The sequence below is a fragment of the Streptomyces sp. genome, from assembly GCF_031181705.1.
Classification (GTDB): domain Bacteria; phylum Actinomycetota; class Actinomycetes; order Streptomycetales; family Streptomycetaceae; genus Streptomyces.
Genome location: NZ_JAPSKN010000025.1, coordinates 1 through 15,960, shown reverse-complemented (window position 1 = coordinate 15,960; position 15,960 = coordinate 1). Strand labels below are relative to the sequence as shown.

Here is a 15,960-nt window from a genome sequence, read left to right as displayed (position 1 = left end):
CCTAGTCCTCCGGCAGTTCGACGGGTGCGATCTCGTCGTACACGTCGCCCGGCCCCGGGTTGGTCGGGTCGGTCGTGCCGCCGAGGTGGTGCATGACGCCCCAGACCGCGTTGAGGGCGGTCTGGACCGCGCCCTCGGCCCAGCCGGCCGTCCAGGAGATGTCGTCGCCGGCGAGGAAGATGCCGCGCTTGTCCGCGGGCAGCCGGTCCTGCATGAAGTGCGTGAACAGGCGCCGCTGGTAACGGTAGTGGCCGGGCAGGTTGGCCTTGAACGCGCCCATGAAGTAGGGCTCGTTCTCCCAGGAGACGGTGACCGGGTTGCCGATGATGTGCTTGCGGATGTCGACCTTGGGATAGATCTCGCCGAGCGACTTCAGCATGACCTCCATCCGCTCGTTCGCGGACAGCGGCAGCCACTTCAGGCTGTCGTCGCACCAGGTGTAGGAGAGGCAGATGACGGCGGGCTTGTCCGGGCCGTCGTCGAGCAGGTAGGTGCCGCGGGTCATGCGGTCGGTGAGCGTCATCGACATGACGTCACGGCCGGTCTCCTCGTCCTTGTCCAGCCAGAACGGGCGGTCCACCGGCACGAACAGCTTGGAGCTCTCCATGTAGTGGGTGCGCTCGATGGCCGTCCAGTGGTCCATCGGGAAGAGCGACTCGTCGCAGTCGATCTTCGACAGCAGCATCCAGGACTGGGCGGTGAAGATCGCGGCGCGGTAGGTGCGGATGTCGCCGCGGGCGTCGGTCACCGTGATGCGGTTGCCGGCCGTGCGGTGCAGCCGGGTCACCGCGGGGCGGGGCTCGCGGCCCTCGTGCAGGCCCGCGAGCGAGGTGCCGAGCGGCCAGTGGACGATCTTCTGCGGCTCGCGCTCCCACAGGCGCAGCGGCAGCTGCTGGGAGCCGCCGACGATGCCGCGGTGGTGGTCGTCGGCCTCGGTGTAGACGACGCGGAGGATCTCCAGGATGGAGTTGGGGAAGTCGGTGTCCCAGCCGCCCGTGCCGAAGCCGACCTGGCCGAAGATCTCGCGGTGCCGGAAGGACTTGAACGCCTCGGAGTCGCACAGGAAGCCGTAGAAGGTCTGGTTGTCGAGCTTCTCGACGAGCCGGGACCAGATCTCGCGGATGCGCGGGACGTCCCGCTCGCGCAGGGCGCGGTTCATGTCGGAGAAGTCGGCGCCCTCCTCCAGGCACCGGCCCCAGGCCTCGGCGACGTCCCGGTAGACCTGCGGCAGGTCGTCGATGGTCTCGGCGTAGTGCGACTCGCCCTTGAGGTCGACGACGGTCGACGGGGTCGCCTCGGCCAGCGGGTTGGGGAACGGCCGCGTCTCGAGGCCGACGAGGTCGATGTAGTGCTGCAGGGCCGTGGAGGACGGCGGGAAGCGCATCGCGCCCATCTCGGCGGTGAGGGACGCGTCGCAGCCCTCGAAACCGACCGTGCGCAGCCGCCCGCCGATCTGGTCGGCCTCGTAGACGACCGGCTTGAGGCCCATCTTCATCAGCTCGTACGCGGCGACGATGCCGGACAGGCCGCCGCCGATGACCGCGACCTCCGTGCCGTGCTCGGTGGCGGGTATCTGCCCGAGACCGGCCGGGTGGGCGAGGAAGTCGTCGTAGGCGTACGGGAAGTCCGGGCCGAACATGGTGATCGGCGGCTGCTGCGCGTCTGCGTGCTCGACGGCGTTGGGCACGGTGGACGTCATGGGGTACGGACTCCTTGCACAGAAACGAACGGGCGGTTCAGGGGGTTTCAGACGAGCGACCCGTACAGGCCGGGGCGCCGGTCCCGCAGATACGGGTTGTTCTCGCGCGACGCGGCGAGGAAGGCCGGGTCGACGTCGGCCAGGACGAGGTCCTCGCCCCGCCCGGCCCGGGTCCGGGCGATGCCGTCGGGCCCGGCCAGCGTGGACAGGCCCACGAACTCGAACTCGCCCTCCCGGCCCACCCGGTTGACGTACGCGACGTACAGCTGGTTCTCGAAGGCCCGCACCGGGATCATCGACTCGGCGACGAACTGGAACGGGTGCATCTGCGCGGTCGGCACGACCAGCAGGTCGGTGCCGGCCAGGGCGTGGGCGCGGACGTTCTCCGGGAACTCCACGTCGTAGCAGATGAGGATCCCGACACGCAGGCCGGCGATCTCGGCCTGGACGACCTGCTGCTCGCCCGGCGTGAAGTGGTCGCGTTCGAAGCAGCCGAAGAGGTGGGTCTTGCGGTAGTTCGCCAGGCGGGTGCCGTCGGCCGAGATGAGCTGGGCGGAGTTGAACACCGCGTCGCCGGCCCGCTCGGGGTAGCCGTAGGCGATCGCCAGCCCGTGGCTCGTCGCGATCTCGGCGATCGCGTCCGCGCAGTCGCCGTCGGCCGGTTCGGCGAGCCGGGCGATGTCGTCGCCGATCGCGTAGCCGGTCAGGAACATCTCCGGGGTGAGCAGCAGCCCGGCGCCCGCGGCGGCGGCCCGGCCCGCGGCCTCGTCGAGGACCTTGAGGTTCTCGACGGTGGAGCCGGGGCGGCCGGAGCTCTGGAGCAGGGCGGTGCGCATGCGTGTTCCTCACCGGGCGAAGGGTGGCTGGCGGGCCCACGGGGTGGTTGAAGGGGCCACGTAGACGGTACGGGCGGCTGACCAGGGCGGACAAGCAGGAGCCGTTGCGCGCCGGTGAACGGTTCGTTGCGTGCTTGCCTGGGCCGGCGGCGATTCGTTGCGCGACTTCGGGCGTAGCCCGCCGCTCCTCCTGGGAGCCCGGTCCCGGCCGGGACTCCCCGCCGCGCGGCGGAGGCGGGGTCCCGTCCGCACCTGGCCGCGCGGGACAAGGCCGATCCGATGAAGGCCACCGGCACCTTCGAGTTCAGCCGCTACCTGAACGGCGAGGGCGCCCGGGCGGAGGTCGCGGTCGACTGCCTGGTGACGGGCGGCGGGGACGCCGTCGTCTCGGGCGTCGTCACCGAGTCGGATCTGCCGGGCGCCGAGGGCGAGCGGGTCGGGGTCACCGTCCACGACCCCGGCCGCCACGACCGGCTCGGCTGGGCCGCCACGGGCGACCCCCGCCGAGAGGGAAGGGCTGCCCAAGTGCGTGAGCTCCGTCCCCTTCGAGAAGGGCGCGAAGGGGACGGGCGACTTCACCGTCGTGCCGTGGCAGCCCGAGCTCTGAGCAGCGCCAGGGCGGTCATCAGGTAGGGCACCGCGAGCACCGCGAAGACGGTGCCGTGGGAGAGGCCGGCACCGAGCAGCGCGTACGCGCCGAACGTGGCGACCGTGGCCAGCTCGGTGGCCAGGCTCGCCACGGAGGTGAGCGTGGCCCGGCGGGACTCGTCGATGCGGTGCTGGAGGCGGACGTCGGCCAGCACCTCCGCCAGCTGGAACCCGGCGAAGGCAAGGCCGACGAGGGCGATACCCGTCAAAGAGCGGGACGCGCCGCCCACGGCCAGGACGAGGGCCGCGCCCGCGAGCAGGGCCGCGAAACCGGTCGTGCCGAGGCGTTCGGCCGGTCCGGCCAGGAGGCTCCCGACGGTGGCGCCCGCCCAGAGCAGCATGATCAGGTAGGGCACCGTCGCCTCCGCGACGCCGATCTCGCGGACCAGCAGCGGGGTGTACTCGTCGAGCGCGCCCCACACCGCGGCCACGGCCGGGACCAGCAGCAGGGCGCCGCGCACCGAGCGGTCCCGGCGGACCTGGGCGAGTCCGGTCCGCAAGGTGGCCGCCCAGCCCTCGCCGCCGGTCTCCGGCCGCACCCGGTGCTCGGGGAACCGGGTCGCGGTCAGGGCGGTCAGCGCACAGGCCAGAAGACTGGCGGCACCGACGGCGGCGTAGCCGCCCTGGGCGAACACGGGTCCCGCGAGGCCGAGGGAGGCCACGGTGCCCGTCAGCCGCGCGGCCCGGGCCCGGCCCATCACGCGCGCGTACCGGCCGGCGGCGCCCAGGTGGTCCAGTTCGTCGTAGACGAGGGCCTCCAGCGCGCCCGAGCCGAGCGCGCCGCCGGCACCCCACAGGACGAAGCCGGCCGCGAAGGCCCCGTACGACGGGACAGCCACCCACAGCGCGAAGCCGGCGGCGGTGAGCAGCGGGCCGATCCACAGCAGCCGGCGGCGCGAGGCGGTGTCGGCCCAGGCGCCGGAGGGCACTTCGAGCAGCACGCCGGTGACCGACCACAGGGCGAACAGGGAGGAGATCTGCCAGAGCGACAGGCCGGTGTCGGCGAACAGCAGCGCGTACACCGGGTAGAGCAGGACGAAGTCGTCGAGGAACGCGTAGCCGTACAGCGTGGTCGTCAGCCGCCGGACGCCGGTGGCGGGCACGCGTGCGGGTGAGAGTGTCATGGGGCCTTCCCGTCAGGACCGATCGGACGCCGGAGGTACGGCGGCCGGGGCGGTCCCCGGGAGGCACGGCGGGTGGATCAATGTCGCCAGGTCATGACACCGATGCTAGGCGCCGGCCGGCGGATCGGCCCCCGCTTTACGTGGGCGATCCCGACGAGAAGCGCCGCAGCAGCGGCGACAGGACGAGCACGGACTTGGTCCGCTCGACGAACGGCTCCCCGGCGATGCGCTCCAGCACCCGTTCGAAGTGCCGCATGTCGGAGGCGAAGACCTGGGCGATCGCGTCCGCGTCCCCGGTGACGGTGGAGGCGGCCACGACCTCCTGGTAGCGCTCCAGGCCGCGCTGGATGGTCTCCGGGGAGGTGTTGCCGCGGCAGTAGATCTCGACGAACCCCTCGGTCTCCCAGCCGAGGGCGCCCGGGTCCACGCGTACGGTGAAGCCGGTGATCGCCCCGGTGGCCCGCAGCCGGTCCACGCGCCGTTTGACGGCGGGCGCCGACAGGCCGACGAGTTGGCCGATGTCGGCGTAGGAGCGGCGGGCGTCCTCGGCGAGGGCGTGCACGATGCGTTCGTCGAGATCGTTCAGCACTGTGGGTCGTTCACTTCTCGGATGGTGCCAGTCGGGAACGGCGGTAGCCGTACACGAAGTAGAACACGAGCCCGGCGGCCATCCAGACACCGAAGACGACCCAGGTGACGGCCGACAGGCTGCCCATCATCCAGACGCAGAAGGCGAAGCCCAGCGCGGGCAGGACCGGGGAGAGCGGCACGCGGAAGGTGCGCGGCATGTCCGGCTTGGTCCGGCGCAGCACCACGACGGCCACGTTGACCAGGGCGAAGGCGAACAGGGTGCCGATGCTGGTGGCGTCGGCGAGCTGCCCGAGCGGGATCGCGGCGGCCAGCACACCGCAGAACAGGGAGACGATCAGGGTGTTGGCGCGGGGCGTGCCGGTCCTGGGGTTGACCCTGGCGAACACCTTGGGCACGAGCCCGTCGCGGGACATGGCGAACAGGATGCGGGTCTGGCCGTAGAGGACGGTCAGGACGACGCTCGCGATGGCGATGACGGCGCAGAACGCCAGCAGCGTGCCCCAGAAGGTCTGCCCGGTGACCTCGCGCATGATCTGGGCGAGGGCGGCCTCGGAGTCGGTGAAGTTCCGCCAGGGCTTGGCACCGACGGCGACGGCGGCGACCAGGACGTACAGCGCGGTGACGATGACCAGCGACAGCATGATCGCGCGGGGCAGGTCGCGCTGGGCGTCCTTGGCCTCCTCGCCGGCGGTGGAGGCGGCGTCGAAGCCGATGTAGGAGAAGAACAGCGTGGCACCGGCGGCGCTGACCCCGGCCATGCCGAGCGGCATGAAGTTCTCGTAGTTGCCGGAGCGGAAGCCCTGGACGCCGATGGCGCAGAACAGCACCAGGGCGCCGATCTTCACGGCGACCATGATCGTGTTGGCGCGGGCGGACTCACGGGCGCCGCCCAGCAGGAACGCCATGGCGAGCAGGACGACGATCAGCGCGGGCAGGTTGAACACGCCGCCGTCACCGGGCGGGGCGGACAGGGCGGCCGGGATGGTGACGCCTATGGTCCCGTCGAGCAGTTCGTTGAGGTACTCGCCCCAGCCGACCGCGACGGCGGCGACGGACACGCCGTACTCCAGGACCAGGCACCAGCCGCAGATCCAGGCGATCAGCTCACCCATCGTTGCGTACGCATACGAGTAGGAGGAGCCGGAGACCGGGATGGTGCCGGCCAGTTCGGCGTAGGACAGGGCCGAGAACAGGGCGGTCAGACCGGCGATGACGAAGGAGAGCGTGACGGCCGGGCCCGCCTTCGGGACGGCCTCGCCGAGGACCACGAAGATGCCGGTGCCGAGGGTGGCGCCGATGCTGATCATGGTGAGCTGCCACAGCCCGAGGGTGCGCCGCAGCGACCCTCCCTCGCCCTGGCCACCCTCGGCGACCAGGCGTTCCACGGGCTTGCGGCGCATGAGGCGAGCAGCGACGCCCGGGGACGGCGGGGCGGCCTGGCTTCTGCTGTGCGGGGGTGCGCCTTGGTCGAGCACGCGCTGACTCCTTCGTCGCTGCCGGTCTCGTGCAGCGGGGACCGGCGGCGACCCGCCCGACAGCCGGGACCCACCGAGCGGGGTCCCCGCCACGCCACGTACGAGGCGACAGCCTACGAGCAGGGGCGTTGCCCGTGTAATGCAGCAACCTTGCGCATGCCCGCAAGATCATTGCGTTCCTCGCGGCGGGCCGGAGGTTCGTTGCACGGCTGTTTTCGTCCGTTGCACACGGCTTGCTCGGGGCCGCGCTTTCACGAGGAACGTGAGGTCTCGGCGCATTCGGGCGTGACGCCCGCGTGGTCCCGGTACGACCAGCGGCCGAGGCGGGGCGGGGCGGGCCGACAGCCGAGCCGGGTGTCCGGCGCGGCGGCGCGCGGGGTGTCTCGTCGGCGACGCCGAGCCCGATGGCCGTGCGGCCCCGCACACGGACCCGTTCCCCGGCCGCCGCGCCGGGGGCCGTACGCCCAGCGCGCTGATCCGGGCACGCCGCGGCCGCCCCAGCGCAGCTCGGCAGTCGGGGATCTCCATGGCGTACGGCGGTAGGGCGTGAGCACGCGCGAAGGCCCCCGGCTTTCTCGTCGGGGGCCTTCGCGCGGGGTGCGGGCCGGTCAGTTCCAGCTGGCGTGCAGCGGCTTGCCCTCGGCGTAGCCCGCGGCGCTCTGGATGCCGACGATGGCCTTCTCGGCGAACTCCTCCAGGGAGGCGGCACCGGCGTAGGTGCAGGAGGAGCGCACGCCCGCGATGATCGAGTCGATGAGGTCCTCCACGCCGGGGCGGGCCGGGTCGAGGAACATGCGGGAGGTGGAGATGCCCTCCTCGAACAGCGCCTTGCGCGCCCGGTCGTACGCCGACTCCTCGGAGGTGCGGTTGCGCACGGCACGGGCGGAGGCCATGCCGAAGGACTCCTTGTAGGCACGGCCCTGGGCGTCGTGCTGGAGGTCGCCCGGGGACTCGTAGGTGCCGGCGAACCAGGAGCCGATCATCACGTTGGACGCGCCGGCGGCGAGCGCCATGGCCACGTCGCGGGGGTGGCGGACGCCGCCGTCGGCCCACACGTGCTTGCCGTACTTCCGCGCCTCGGCTGCGCACTCCAGTACGGCGGAGAACTGCGGCCGGCCGACGCCGGTCATCATGCGCGTGGTGCACATGGCACCGGGTCCGACGCCGACCTTGACGATGTCCGCTCCGGCCTCGATGAGGTCGCGCACACCCGCGGCGGCCACCACGTTGCCCGCGACGATCGGCACCTGCGGGTCGAGGTCGCGCACCAGCTTCAGGGCGCTGATCATCGACTCCTGGTGGCCGTGCGCGGTGTCGATGACGAGCGCGTCGACGCCCGCGGCCAGCAGCTGCTCGGCCTTGCCGGCGACGTCGCCGTTGATGCCGACTGCGGCGGCGACGCGCAGGCGGCCCCGGGCGTCGGTGGCCGGCGTGTACAGCGTGGCCCGCAGGGCGCCCTTGCGGGTGAGGATGCCGGCGAGCGTGCCGTCCTTGTGCACGGCCGGGGCGTAGCGGCGGTTGGCGTGGTCGAGGGTGTCGAAGGCCTCGCCCGGGTCCATGTCCGCGTCGATGAGCAGCAGGTCCCGGGACATGACCTCGGCCAGCTGCGTGAAGCGGTCCACCCCGGACAGGTCCGTGTCGGTGACCACGCCGACCGGCTTGTGGTGCTCGTCGACGACGACGCCGGCGTTGTGCGCCCGCTTGGGCAGCAGCGACAGGGCGTCGGCGACGGTCTGGTGCGGGGACAGGATGATCGGGGTGTCCAGCACCAGATGGCGGCTCTTCACCCAGGAGACCACCTCGGTGACCACGTCGATCGGGATGTCCTGCGGTATCACCACCAGGCCACCGCGGCGGGCCACGGTCTCGGCCATGCGGCGCCCGGCGATGGCGGTCATGTTCGCGACGACGAGCGGGATGGTGGTGCCCGTGCCGTCCGGGGAGCTGAGGTCGACGGCCTGCCGGGAGCCCACCGAGGAGCGGCTCGGCACCATGAAGACGTCGTCGTACGTCAGGTCGTACCCGGGCTGGATGTCATTGAGGAAACGCACGTGCTGCACATCCCAGTCGTTCAGAGGTGACCCCCCGACCGGCCGGCCAGGGGGAAAGAGCACGTACTTCATTGTCCCATGCCGGGCGCGCGAACGGCCCCCGGCGGATCGTCCAGGCCGGTCAGGGGCCGTTCGGAGGTTTCTCCGAGCGGGGCGGGTCAGGAGCCGAGGGTCACGAAGAGGCCCGGGCCCCGGTCCGTCGCCTCGGCGAAGACCTCCTCGGCGACCTGCCACTCCTCGGGCCGCGCCTCGGCGTAACCCCGCCAGCCCGTCACGACGACCAGCAGCCCTCGCTCCCCGGCCCCCTCGGGCCACAGAGAGGGGTCGGACAGGCAGTCGGCGAGGGCGTCCCAGTTGCGGCCGAACCACTCGGGCAGGGACAGGTCACGGGCGCAGCGGTCCATCAGGCCCGCCTTGTCCGTGACCCCGTCGAGGTCCAGGACGAGGACGATCCGGCCGGCCGGATCGTCCGGCACCCCGTGCGCCTGGCCCGCCATCCGTCAGGCTCCGTCCGGGTCGGCCCGGTTGAGCGCGGGCCTGGGCGCCGGTCCCGCCGTCATGAGGTAGTCCGCGGCCGACGTGTCCGTCACCAGGCTGGTGACGAGCCCGGAGCGCAGCACCGCGTCGATCGCCGGTCCCTTGCGCTGCCCGCCCGCGATCGCGACGACCTCGGGGATGCGGCGCAGCTGGTCGGCCTTGACCGTGATGCACCGCTCGCCCAGGTCCCGGCCCACGCGGCGGCCCTCGGAGTCGAAGAGGTGCGCGGACATCTCGGCGGCGACACCGAGGGAGGCGTAGTGCCCCCGCTCCTCGTCGCTGAGCATGTCGTGCACCGTGGAGATGCCCGGCTCCCAGGAACCGATGGAGACGCAGGCGACGGTGACCTTGTCGAAGTGCTCGAAGGCCCGGGCGATGCCCGTCTGGTTGCGCAGCGCCGTGGCCGTCGCGGCGTCGGGCAGCAGCATGGGCGCGTAGATGGGGTGGGCGTCCCCGCCGGAGACCTGGGCGGCGCGGCGCACGGCCTCGACCGAGCCGCGCTCGGCGGTCCCGGCGTCGTACACGCCCGTCAGCTGCACCACCGTGCAGGGCGGCAGCCGGTCGAGCGCCGCCGCCATGTGGATGGTGGAGCGGCCCCAGGCCAGGCCCAGCACGTCACCCTCGTTGACCAGTTCGCCGAGCAGGTCGGCGGCCACTTCTCCCAGGTTCTCCGGGTCGGGCGTCTCCTCGGCCTCGGCCGGCGACTCGACCACGACGGCGTGCCTGAGGCCGTACCGGGCGCGGAGCGCGTCCGAGCGGTCGGCGTCCAGTTCCGCAGGCACCCGGATCTCGATTCGTACGAGGTCCCGTTCGAGGGCGGTCTCCAGGACCCGGGCCACCTTGAAGCGGCTGACGCCGAACTCCTCCGCGATCTGGATCTTGGACTTGCCCTCGAGGTAGAAGCGGCGGGCCATGGCCGCCGCCTGCACCAGCTCAGCGGGTCCCATCCGCATGGCTGACCGGCCCGCCGACATACCCGACACGGCGATCTCCTCACTGCTGTTCACACTCTGGATTCGCCGTTCATCCTTGCAGATCCGGCGCGGATGATCAGCCCTGATGAGAGCCGTTCACTTTGCTGTGGCTCAGTGGTCGCAGGCCCAGGAGGCCTTCGCCGTGGTCGCCTCGGCCTGCGTGCGCAGTGCACGTACCGCCTCTGCCGGGTCGTTTGCCCCGTAGACCGCCGATCCGGCCACGAAGACATCGGCTCCGGCGTCGGCGCAGCGCTCGATGGTGGAGGCGGAGACTCCGCCGTCGACCTGGAGCCAGAGCTCCAGTCCGTGCTTGCTGATCAACTCGCGGGTGCGGCGAATCTTCGGAAGCATGATGTCGAGGAAGGCCTGCCCCCCGAAGCCCGGTTCGACCGTCATGATCAGCAGCATGTCGAGCTCGGGGAGCAGGTCCTCGTACGGCTCGACGGGGGTCGCGGGCTTCAGCGCCATGGAGGCACGGGCGCCCTTGGCCCGGATCTCCCGCGCGAGCCGGACCGGGGCGGCGGCGGCCTCGACGTGGAAGGTGACGGAACCGGCCCCCGCTTCCACGTACTGGGGCGCCCAGCGATCGGGGGCCTCGATCATCAGATGGCAGTCCAGCGGGGTGTCCGTCGCACGGGCGAGCGACTCAACGACCGGCACGCCGAGCGTGAGGTTCGGGACGAAATGGTTGTCCATGACGTCGACGTGGAGCCAGTCGGCTCCCTGCACGGCCTTCGCCTCGTCCGCGAGGCGGGCGAAGTCGGCGGACAGGATGCTGGGGTTGATCTGCACGGCCATGTCCTAAGACTGCCATGCCCCGCGGGGGTTGTGGGCATCGGTCCCGGGTCGCACAGGGGGTTGCCATGAAACAGGGCGTCGCGCACCTCGTCTGCGGGCGGCGGGCCAAGTGGCTGGTGCTCGTGCTGTGGCTGGTGGTCCTGTTCGTGGCCGCGCCGTTCGCCATGAAGCTCGCCGACGCCCAGGACAACGACGCGGCGTCGTGGCTGCCGGGCTCCGCCGAGTCGACGCAGGTGCTTCAGGCGTCCGAGGACTTCCGGCCGGAGCAGATCCCGGCGATCGTGATCTACGCGCGCGACGGCGGGCTCACGGCGCAGGACCGGGCGGCGATCGCCGAGGACGTCCGGCAGCTGAAGCAGCTGCGCGACCACGGCGTCATGGGCGAGCGGACGCGGGGCCCGGTCTTCGACCGGCAGGCCGATCCGCGCGCGGCGCAGGTCTTCGTGCCGATCACGATGGACGAGAAGGGCTGGGAGCGGATCTCCCCGGCCGTCGACTCCATCCGGGACGACGTCGGTGAGGGCGGCGGCGGACTGGCCGTGCACATCACGGGCCCGGGCGGCACCTCCGCGGACTTCGCGGAGGCCTTCGAGGGCATCGACTCGACGCTGCTGTTCTCGGCGATGGTGGTCGTCGTCGTCATGCTGCTCATCACCTACCGCAGCCTGACGCTGCTGCTGGTGCCCCTGATCGCGGTGGTGTGCGCGCTGTTCGCCTCCCAGGCGCTGATCTACCTGCTCGCCGAGCACGCGGGCCTGACCGTCAACGGGCAGAGCGCCGGCATCCTCACCGTGCTCGTCTTCGGCGCGGGCACGGACTACGCCCTGCTGCTGGTCGCCCGCTACCGGGAAGAGCTGCGCCGGCACGAGGACCGGCACGAGGCGATGGCCCTGGCCCTGCACCGCGCCGGCCCGGCCGTGCTGGCCTCCGGCGCGACGGTCGTGCTGAGCATGCTGGTGCTGCTGGCCGCCGAGATGAACTCGACCAGGGGCCTGGGCCCGGTCGCCGCGATCGGTGTCGCCGTCGCCCTGCTGGCGATGATGAGCCTGTTCCCGGCGCTGCTGGTGGTCGTCGGCCGGTGGATCTTCTGGCCGGTGATCCCGCACCACGGCGCCCCCGACCCGACCGAACACGGCATCTGGGCGCGCACCGGCCGCCGGATCACCCGCCGCCCCCGCATGATCTGGACCGTGACGGCCCTGGCCCTGGCGGTGTGCTCGCTGGGCCTGATCCAGCTGCGCGCGGAGGGGATCGGCAACGCCGACGCCTTCACCGGGAAGCCGGACTCGATCACCGGCCAGGAGGTCTCGGCACGCTACTTCCCGGCGGGCAGTGGTGATCCGCTGGTGATCATCAGCAACCAGGCACAGGCCGTGCAGGTGGGCCGCGCGGTCGCCGCGACACCGGGGGTGGTCCCCCAGTCCCTCGGCCTGCCGCCCGGCACGAAACCGGCCTTCGAGGGCAGGGTCCTGTTCGAGGCCACCATGACCGGCCCGGCCGACAGCGAGGCCGCCCAGCAGACGGTGGAGCGGGTCCGGGACGCCGTGCACGCGGTGCCGGACGCCGACGCCCAGGTGGGCGGCGGTACGGCGGCCCTGCTCGACATGGACCGGGCGACCACCCACGACAACGTCCTGATCATCCCGCTGGTGCTGCTCGTCGTGCTGCTGATCCTGTGCGCCTTGCTGCGCGCACTGATCGCCCCGCTGCTGCTGATCGGGACGGTGATCCTGTCGTTCGCGGCGGCGCTCGGCATCAGCGCGCTCGCGTTCCGGTACGTCTTCGACTACGCGGGCGAGGCGACCGACTTCCCGCTGTTCGTCTTCGTCTTCCTGGTGGCGCTCGGCATCGACTACAACATCTTCCTGACCACCCGCATCCGCGAGGAGGCGGCCCGGCAGGGCACGAGAGCGGGCGTGGTCACCGGCCTGGCCGCCACCGGGGCGGTCATCACCTCGGCCGGACTGGTCCTGGCCGGCACCTTCGCCGCCCTCGGCACGCTGCCGATGGTCGGCTTCGCGGAGATCGGCTTCGCCGTCGCCCTCGGCGTCCTCATCGACACCTTCGTCGTGCGCTCGGTCCTGGTGACGTCCCTGTTCCTGGACGTGGGCCCGAGGGTGTGGTGGCCGCACCGGCTGGCCCGGCAGGACGGGGGTGCGGCGGCGGCCCGGGAGAGCGGCGGGGCGGGGGTCAGCCGGTCCGGCGGATGAGCGCCAGGTACATCGCGTCGGTCCCGTGCAGATGCGGCCACAGCTGCACGTCGGGCCCGTCACCCAGGTCGGGCACGCCGGGCAGCAGGGGCCGGGCGTCGAGGAGATCGGTCCCCGGGTGCTGCTTGAGGACGTCCGCGACGACGGCCCGGGTCTCGGCCAGGTGCGGCGAGCAGGTCGCGTAGCCCACGACACCGCCGACCCGCACGGACTCCAGGGCGGTGCGCAGCAGCCCGCGCTGCAGCGGCGCGAAGCCCTCCAAATCCTGCGGACGGCGCCGCCAGCGCGCCTCGGGGCGGCGGCGCAGGGCACCGAGGCCGGTGCACGGCACGTCGACCAGGACCCGGTCGAAGCTGCCGGGCCGCCACGCGGGCCGGGTGCCGTCCGCGGCGATCACCTGGTACGGCCCCGGGTTCCCGTCCAGCGCCCTGGCCACGAGCCCGGCGCGATGGGTCTGCTTCTCGGAGGCGACGAGCAGGGCACCCCGCTCGGCGGCCAGGGCGGCGAGCAGCGCGGCCTTGCCACCGGGTCCGGCGCACCCGTCGAGCCAGCGCCGGTCGGGTCCGTCCACCGGCGCGTTGGCCAGGGCGATCGCCACGAGCTGGCTGCCCTCGTCCTGCACACCCGCGCGCCCGTCCCGCACGGCCGGAACGGCACCGGGCTCGCCGCCCTCGCTCAGCCGTACCGCGTACGGCGACCAGCGCCCCGGTACGGCCGCGTCCTCACCCAGCAGTTCCTCGGCGGTGGCCCGGCCGGGCCGCGCCACGAGCGTCACCTCGGGCCGCTCGTTGTCGGCCCGCAACAGCTCCTCGATGCCGGCGCGTCCGCCGCCCAGGGAGTCCCACAGCGCGGACACGACCCACCGCGGATGCGAGTGGACGACGGCGAGATGGTCCTCGGGATCCTCGTCGTAGGGGGGCGCGACCCGCTCCAGCCAGCCGTCCAGATCCTCCCGCGCGACCTTGCGCAGCACGGCGTTGACGAACTTGGCCCGCCCGTCGCCGAGCACGACCCGGGCGAGTTCGACGGTGGCGGACACGGCCGCGTGCGTCGGGATCCGTGTGCCGAGCAACTGGTGGGCGCCGAGGCTGAGCACGTCCAGCACCGGCGGGTCGACCTCGCCGAGCGGCCGGTCGACACAGGTCGCGATGATCGCGTCGTACGTGCCCTGCCGCCGCAGCGTCCCGTACACCAGCTCGGTGGCCAGCGCGGCGTCCCGTGCGTCGAAGTCGCCCTTGTCCCGCGCCTTGCGCAGCAGGGGCGGCAGCACGAGGTTGGCGTAGGCGTCCCGCTCGTCCACGGCCCTCAGCGCCTCGAAGGCGAGGATGCGGACGGGGTCCTTCTGGGGGCGCCGGTAGGGCTTGCCGGACGGGCGGGGCCGACGGGGCTGGTCACTCACGAAAAAGGTGCTCCGGGTATCAGGGGAAGTGCGCGCTCCAGCCTACGCCGCGACACGGCTCGCGCCGGGGCCAGGTGGACGGGACGGAGCGGCACGCGACGGTTGGGCATGGCGGGTCGTGGTGCGGGACGGTGGGGCACGCCGGATGGGGTCGCCCCGGGCGGACGGCCGACCCGGGCCAACCCGGTGACCAGGTGCCCCGGTGACCCGAGTGCCCTGGGGGAACCGAGTGCCCGGGGTGGCCCGGATGACGGCTCAGCTCCCGAGCCGTTCCCCCTCGGCGATCCGCACTCCGCGGGCCCAGTCCGCCGCCCGCATCGGTTTCTTGCCCTGGGCCTGCACCCACAGCAGCTCGAGGCCGTACGAGCCGGTGCCGACGTACACGTTGTTCTTCCCGGCCGCGATCTGCCCCGGGGCGAGGTCCGCCCGCTCGGGCACGGGGGCTGCCTGGATGAGCTTGAGCCGCTCACCGCGGAACGTGGTCCAGGCGCCGGGCGCCGGTGTGCAGCCCCGCACCACCCGGTCGACGCGCAGCGCGGGCGCGTTCCAGTCGAGGTGGGCGTCCTCGACGTTGACCTTGGGAGCCAGGCTGACCCCCTCGGCCGGCTGCGGTACGGCCTTCAGCGTGCCGTCCTCGATCCCGTCCATGGTCGCCGCGAGCAGCCCGGCCCCGGCGAAGGCGAGCCGGGTGAGCAGGTCCCCGCTGGTGTCGGTGGCCCGGATCTCCTCGGTCACCGTGCCGTAGACCGGCCCCGAGTCGAGCCCTTCCTCGATCAGGAAGGTGGAGGCCCCGGTGATCTCGTCCCCGGCCATGATGGCGTGCTGCACGGGCGCGGCACCCCGCCAGGCCGGCAGCAGCGAGAAGTGCAGGTTGACCCAGCCGTGCGCGGGGATGTCGAGGGCGACCCGGGGCAGCAGCGCGCCGTAGGCGACGACGGGGCAGCAGTCGGGGCCGATCTCGCGCAGGCGCTCCAGGAACTCGGGGTCCTTCGGCTTCGCCGGCTTCAGCACCTCGATCCCGGCCTCCTCCGCCCGCTCGGCGACGGGCGACGCGACCAGCCTGCGCCCGCGTCCGGCCGGCGCGTCGGGCCGTGTGACGACGGCGGCCACCTCGTGCCGCCCGGAGGCGAGAAGAGCGTCCAGAGCAGGAACGGCGACCTCGGGGGTACCGGCGAAGACGAGCTTCATGGGGTGGTGGCGGCCTCTCGGTCGGGGGCGATCATTGGCAACGCCCAAGTCTATGAGCCGGGAACGGATCGCCGCCGACGGCGGCCTGCCCCCCCCACCGGAGAGCCGGGCCTGCGGACGGACAGCCACGGGCGGTGCGCGGGTGGGAGAGGGCAGCTCACGGCCGAAGGCCGAGGCGCACGCCCCGCGCAAACGGGCGCACGCATATGCCCCCGCGCCCCCACACCGTGACCAGCGGAGCGAATCCGCGTTGTCAAGACAGAGTTGACCACAGCGGGCCGCGATCGCGGCCCAATTCCTTTAAACGCCGGTTCGAGAGGCTTGTTCATGGCCGACCACGCAACCCACGACGCCCAGGCTCGGGCCAGCCTGCACTTGCTGGTGCGGGACATCGAGCGGGTCCGCCGGCAGGTGGACGCACTGCGCACCC

13 protein-coding genes are annotated in these 15,960 nt (G+C 72.5%); 2 read left to right on the top strand and 11 right to left on the bottom strand.

The features are described from left to right. Position 1 precedes the first annotated feature (1 nt). Positions 2-1,699 (bottom strand): NAD(P)/FAD-dependent oxidoreductase, encoded by a 1,698-nt coding sequence (locus RIN80_RS07985; protein WP_309094805.1) that lies wholly within the window; start codon positions 1,697-1,699, stop codon positions 2-4. 47 nt (positions 1,700-1,746) lie between these two features. Next, the gene (locus tag RIN80_RS07980; RefSeq protein WP_309094804.1) at positions 1,747-2,535 is read right to left on the bottom strand and encodes a carbon-nitrogen hydrolase family protein; all 789 of its coding nucleotides are present in this window, start codon (positions 2,533-2,535) and stop codon (positions 1,747-1,749) included. A 279-nt stretch (positions 2,536-2,814) separates the two neighbouring features. Here RIN80_RS07980 and RIN80_RS07975 point away from each other — a divergent pair, with 279 nt between their 5' ends. Further along, positions 2,815-3,168, top strand: coding sequence for a hypothetical protein (locus RIN80_RS07975; protein WP_309094803.1), 354 nt, complete (start codon positions 2,815-2,817; stop codon positions 3,166-3,168). Here the strand turns inward: RIN80_RS07975 and RIN80_RS07970 are convergent. The 7 genes from RIN80_RS07970 to rpe all read right to left on the bottom strand — a co-directional run bounded on the left by RIN80_RS07970 (position 3,111) and on the right by rpe (position 10,733). Continuing rightward, the gene (locus RIN80_RS07970) at positions 3,111-4,307 is read right to left on the bottom strand and encodes an MFS transporter (protein ID WP_309094802.1); all 1,197 of its coding nucleotides are present in this window, start codon (positions 4,305-4,307) and stop codon (positions 3,111-3,113) included. The two genes, RIN80_RS07975 and RIN80_RS07970, sit on opposite strands and share 58 nt — an antisense overlap. 136 nt (positions 4,308-4,443) lie before the next feature. Next, positions 4,444-4,896: an Lrp/AsnC family transcriptional regulator gene (locus RIN80_RS07965; protein ID WP_053668336.1), complete on the bottom strand. Its 453-nt coding sequence runs from the start codon at positions 4,894-4,896 to the stop codon at positions 4,444-4,446. Between the two features lie 10 nt (positions 4,897-4,906). Further along, entirely contained in the window at positions 4,907-6,373 is a 1,467-nt protein-coding gene (locus RIN80_RS07960) for an amino acid permease (protein WP_309094801.1), read from the bottom strand. 608 nt (positions 6,374-6,981) lie between these two features. Next, positions 6,982-8,424 carry a GuaB1 family IMP dehydrogenase-related protein gene (locus tag RIN80_RS07955; RefSeq protein WP_309094800.1) on the bottom strand — a complete coding sequence of 481 codons (1,443 nt, stop codon included), beginning with the start codon at positions 8,422-8,424 and terminating at the stop codon, positions 6,982-6,984. Between the two features lie 158 nt (positions 8,425-8,582). Next, positions 8,583-8,900 (bottom strand): barstar family protein, encoded by a 318-nt coding sequence (locus RIN80_RS07950; RefSeq protein ID WP_309094832.1) that lies wholly within the window; start codon positions 8,898-8,900, stop codon positions 8,583-8,585. Positions 8,901-8,924: 24 nt separating this feature from the next. After that, positions 8,925-9,968, bottom strand: coding sequence for a sugar-binding domain-containing protein (locus RIN80_RS07945; RefSeq protein WP_309094799.1), 1,044 nt, complete (start codon positions 9,966-9,968; stop codon positions 8,925-8,927). A 78-nt stretch (positions 9,969-10,046) separates the two neighbouring features. Then, complete coding sequence (gene rpe / locus RIN80_RS07940; RefSeq protein WP_309094798.1) at positions 10,047-10,733, bottom strand: ribulose-phosphate 3-epimerase; 687 nt, start codon at positions 10,731-10,733, stop codon at positions 10,047-10,049. Positions 10,734-10,798: 65 nt separating this feature from the next. Here rpe and RIN80_RS07935 point away from each other — a divergent pair, with 65 nt between their 5' ends. Next, positions 10,799-12,943 carry an MMPL family transporter gene (locus RIN80_RS07935; protein ID WP_309094797.1) on the top strand — a complete coding sequence of 715 codons (2,145 nt, stop codon included), beginning with the start codon at positions 10,799-10,801 and terminating at the stop codon, positions 12,941-12,943. On the opposite strand, the gene RIN80_RS07930 is transcribed toward RIN80_RS07935, so the two are convergent. Both RIN80_RS07930 and fmt read right to left on the bottom strand, forming a co-directional pair. After that, entirely contained in the window at positions 12,924-14,342 is a 1,419-nt protein-coding gene (locus RIN80_RS07930) for a transcription antitermination factor NusB (protein WP_309094796.1), read from the bottom strand. The two genes, RIN80_RS07935 and RIN80_RS07930, sit on opposite strands and share 20 nt — an antisense overlap. A gap of 255 nt (positions 14,343-14,597) precedes the next feature. Next, positions 14,598-15,530, bottom strand: a complete 933-nt coding sequence (fmt, locus tag RIN80_RS07925; protein WP_309094795.1) for a methionyl-tRNA formyltransferase — start codon at positions 15,528-15,530, stop codon at positions 14,598-14,600. Between the last annotated feature and the right edge of the window lie 430 nt (positions 15,531-15,960).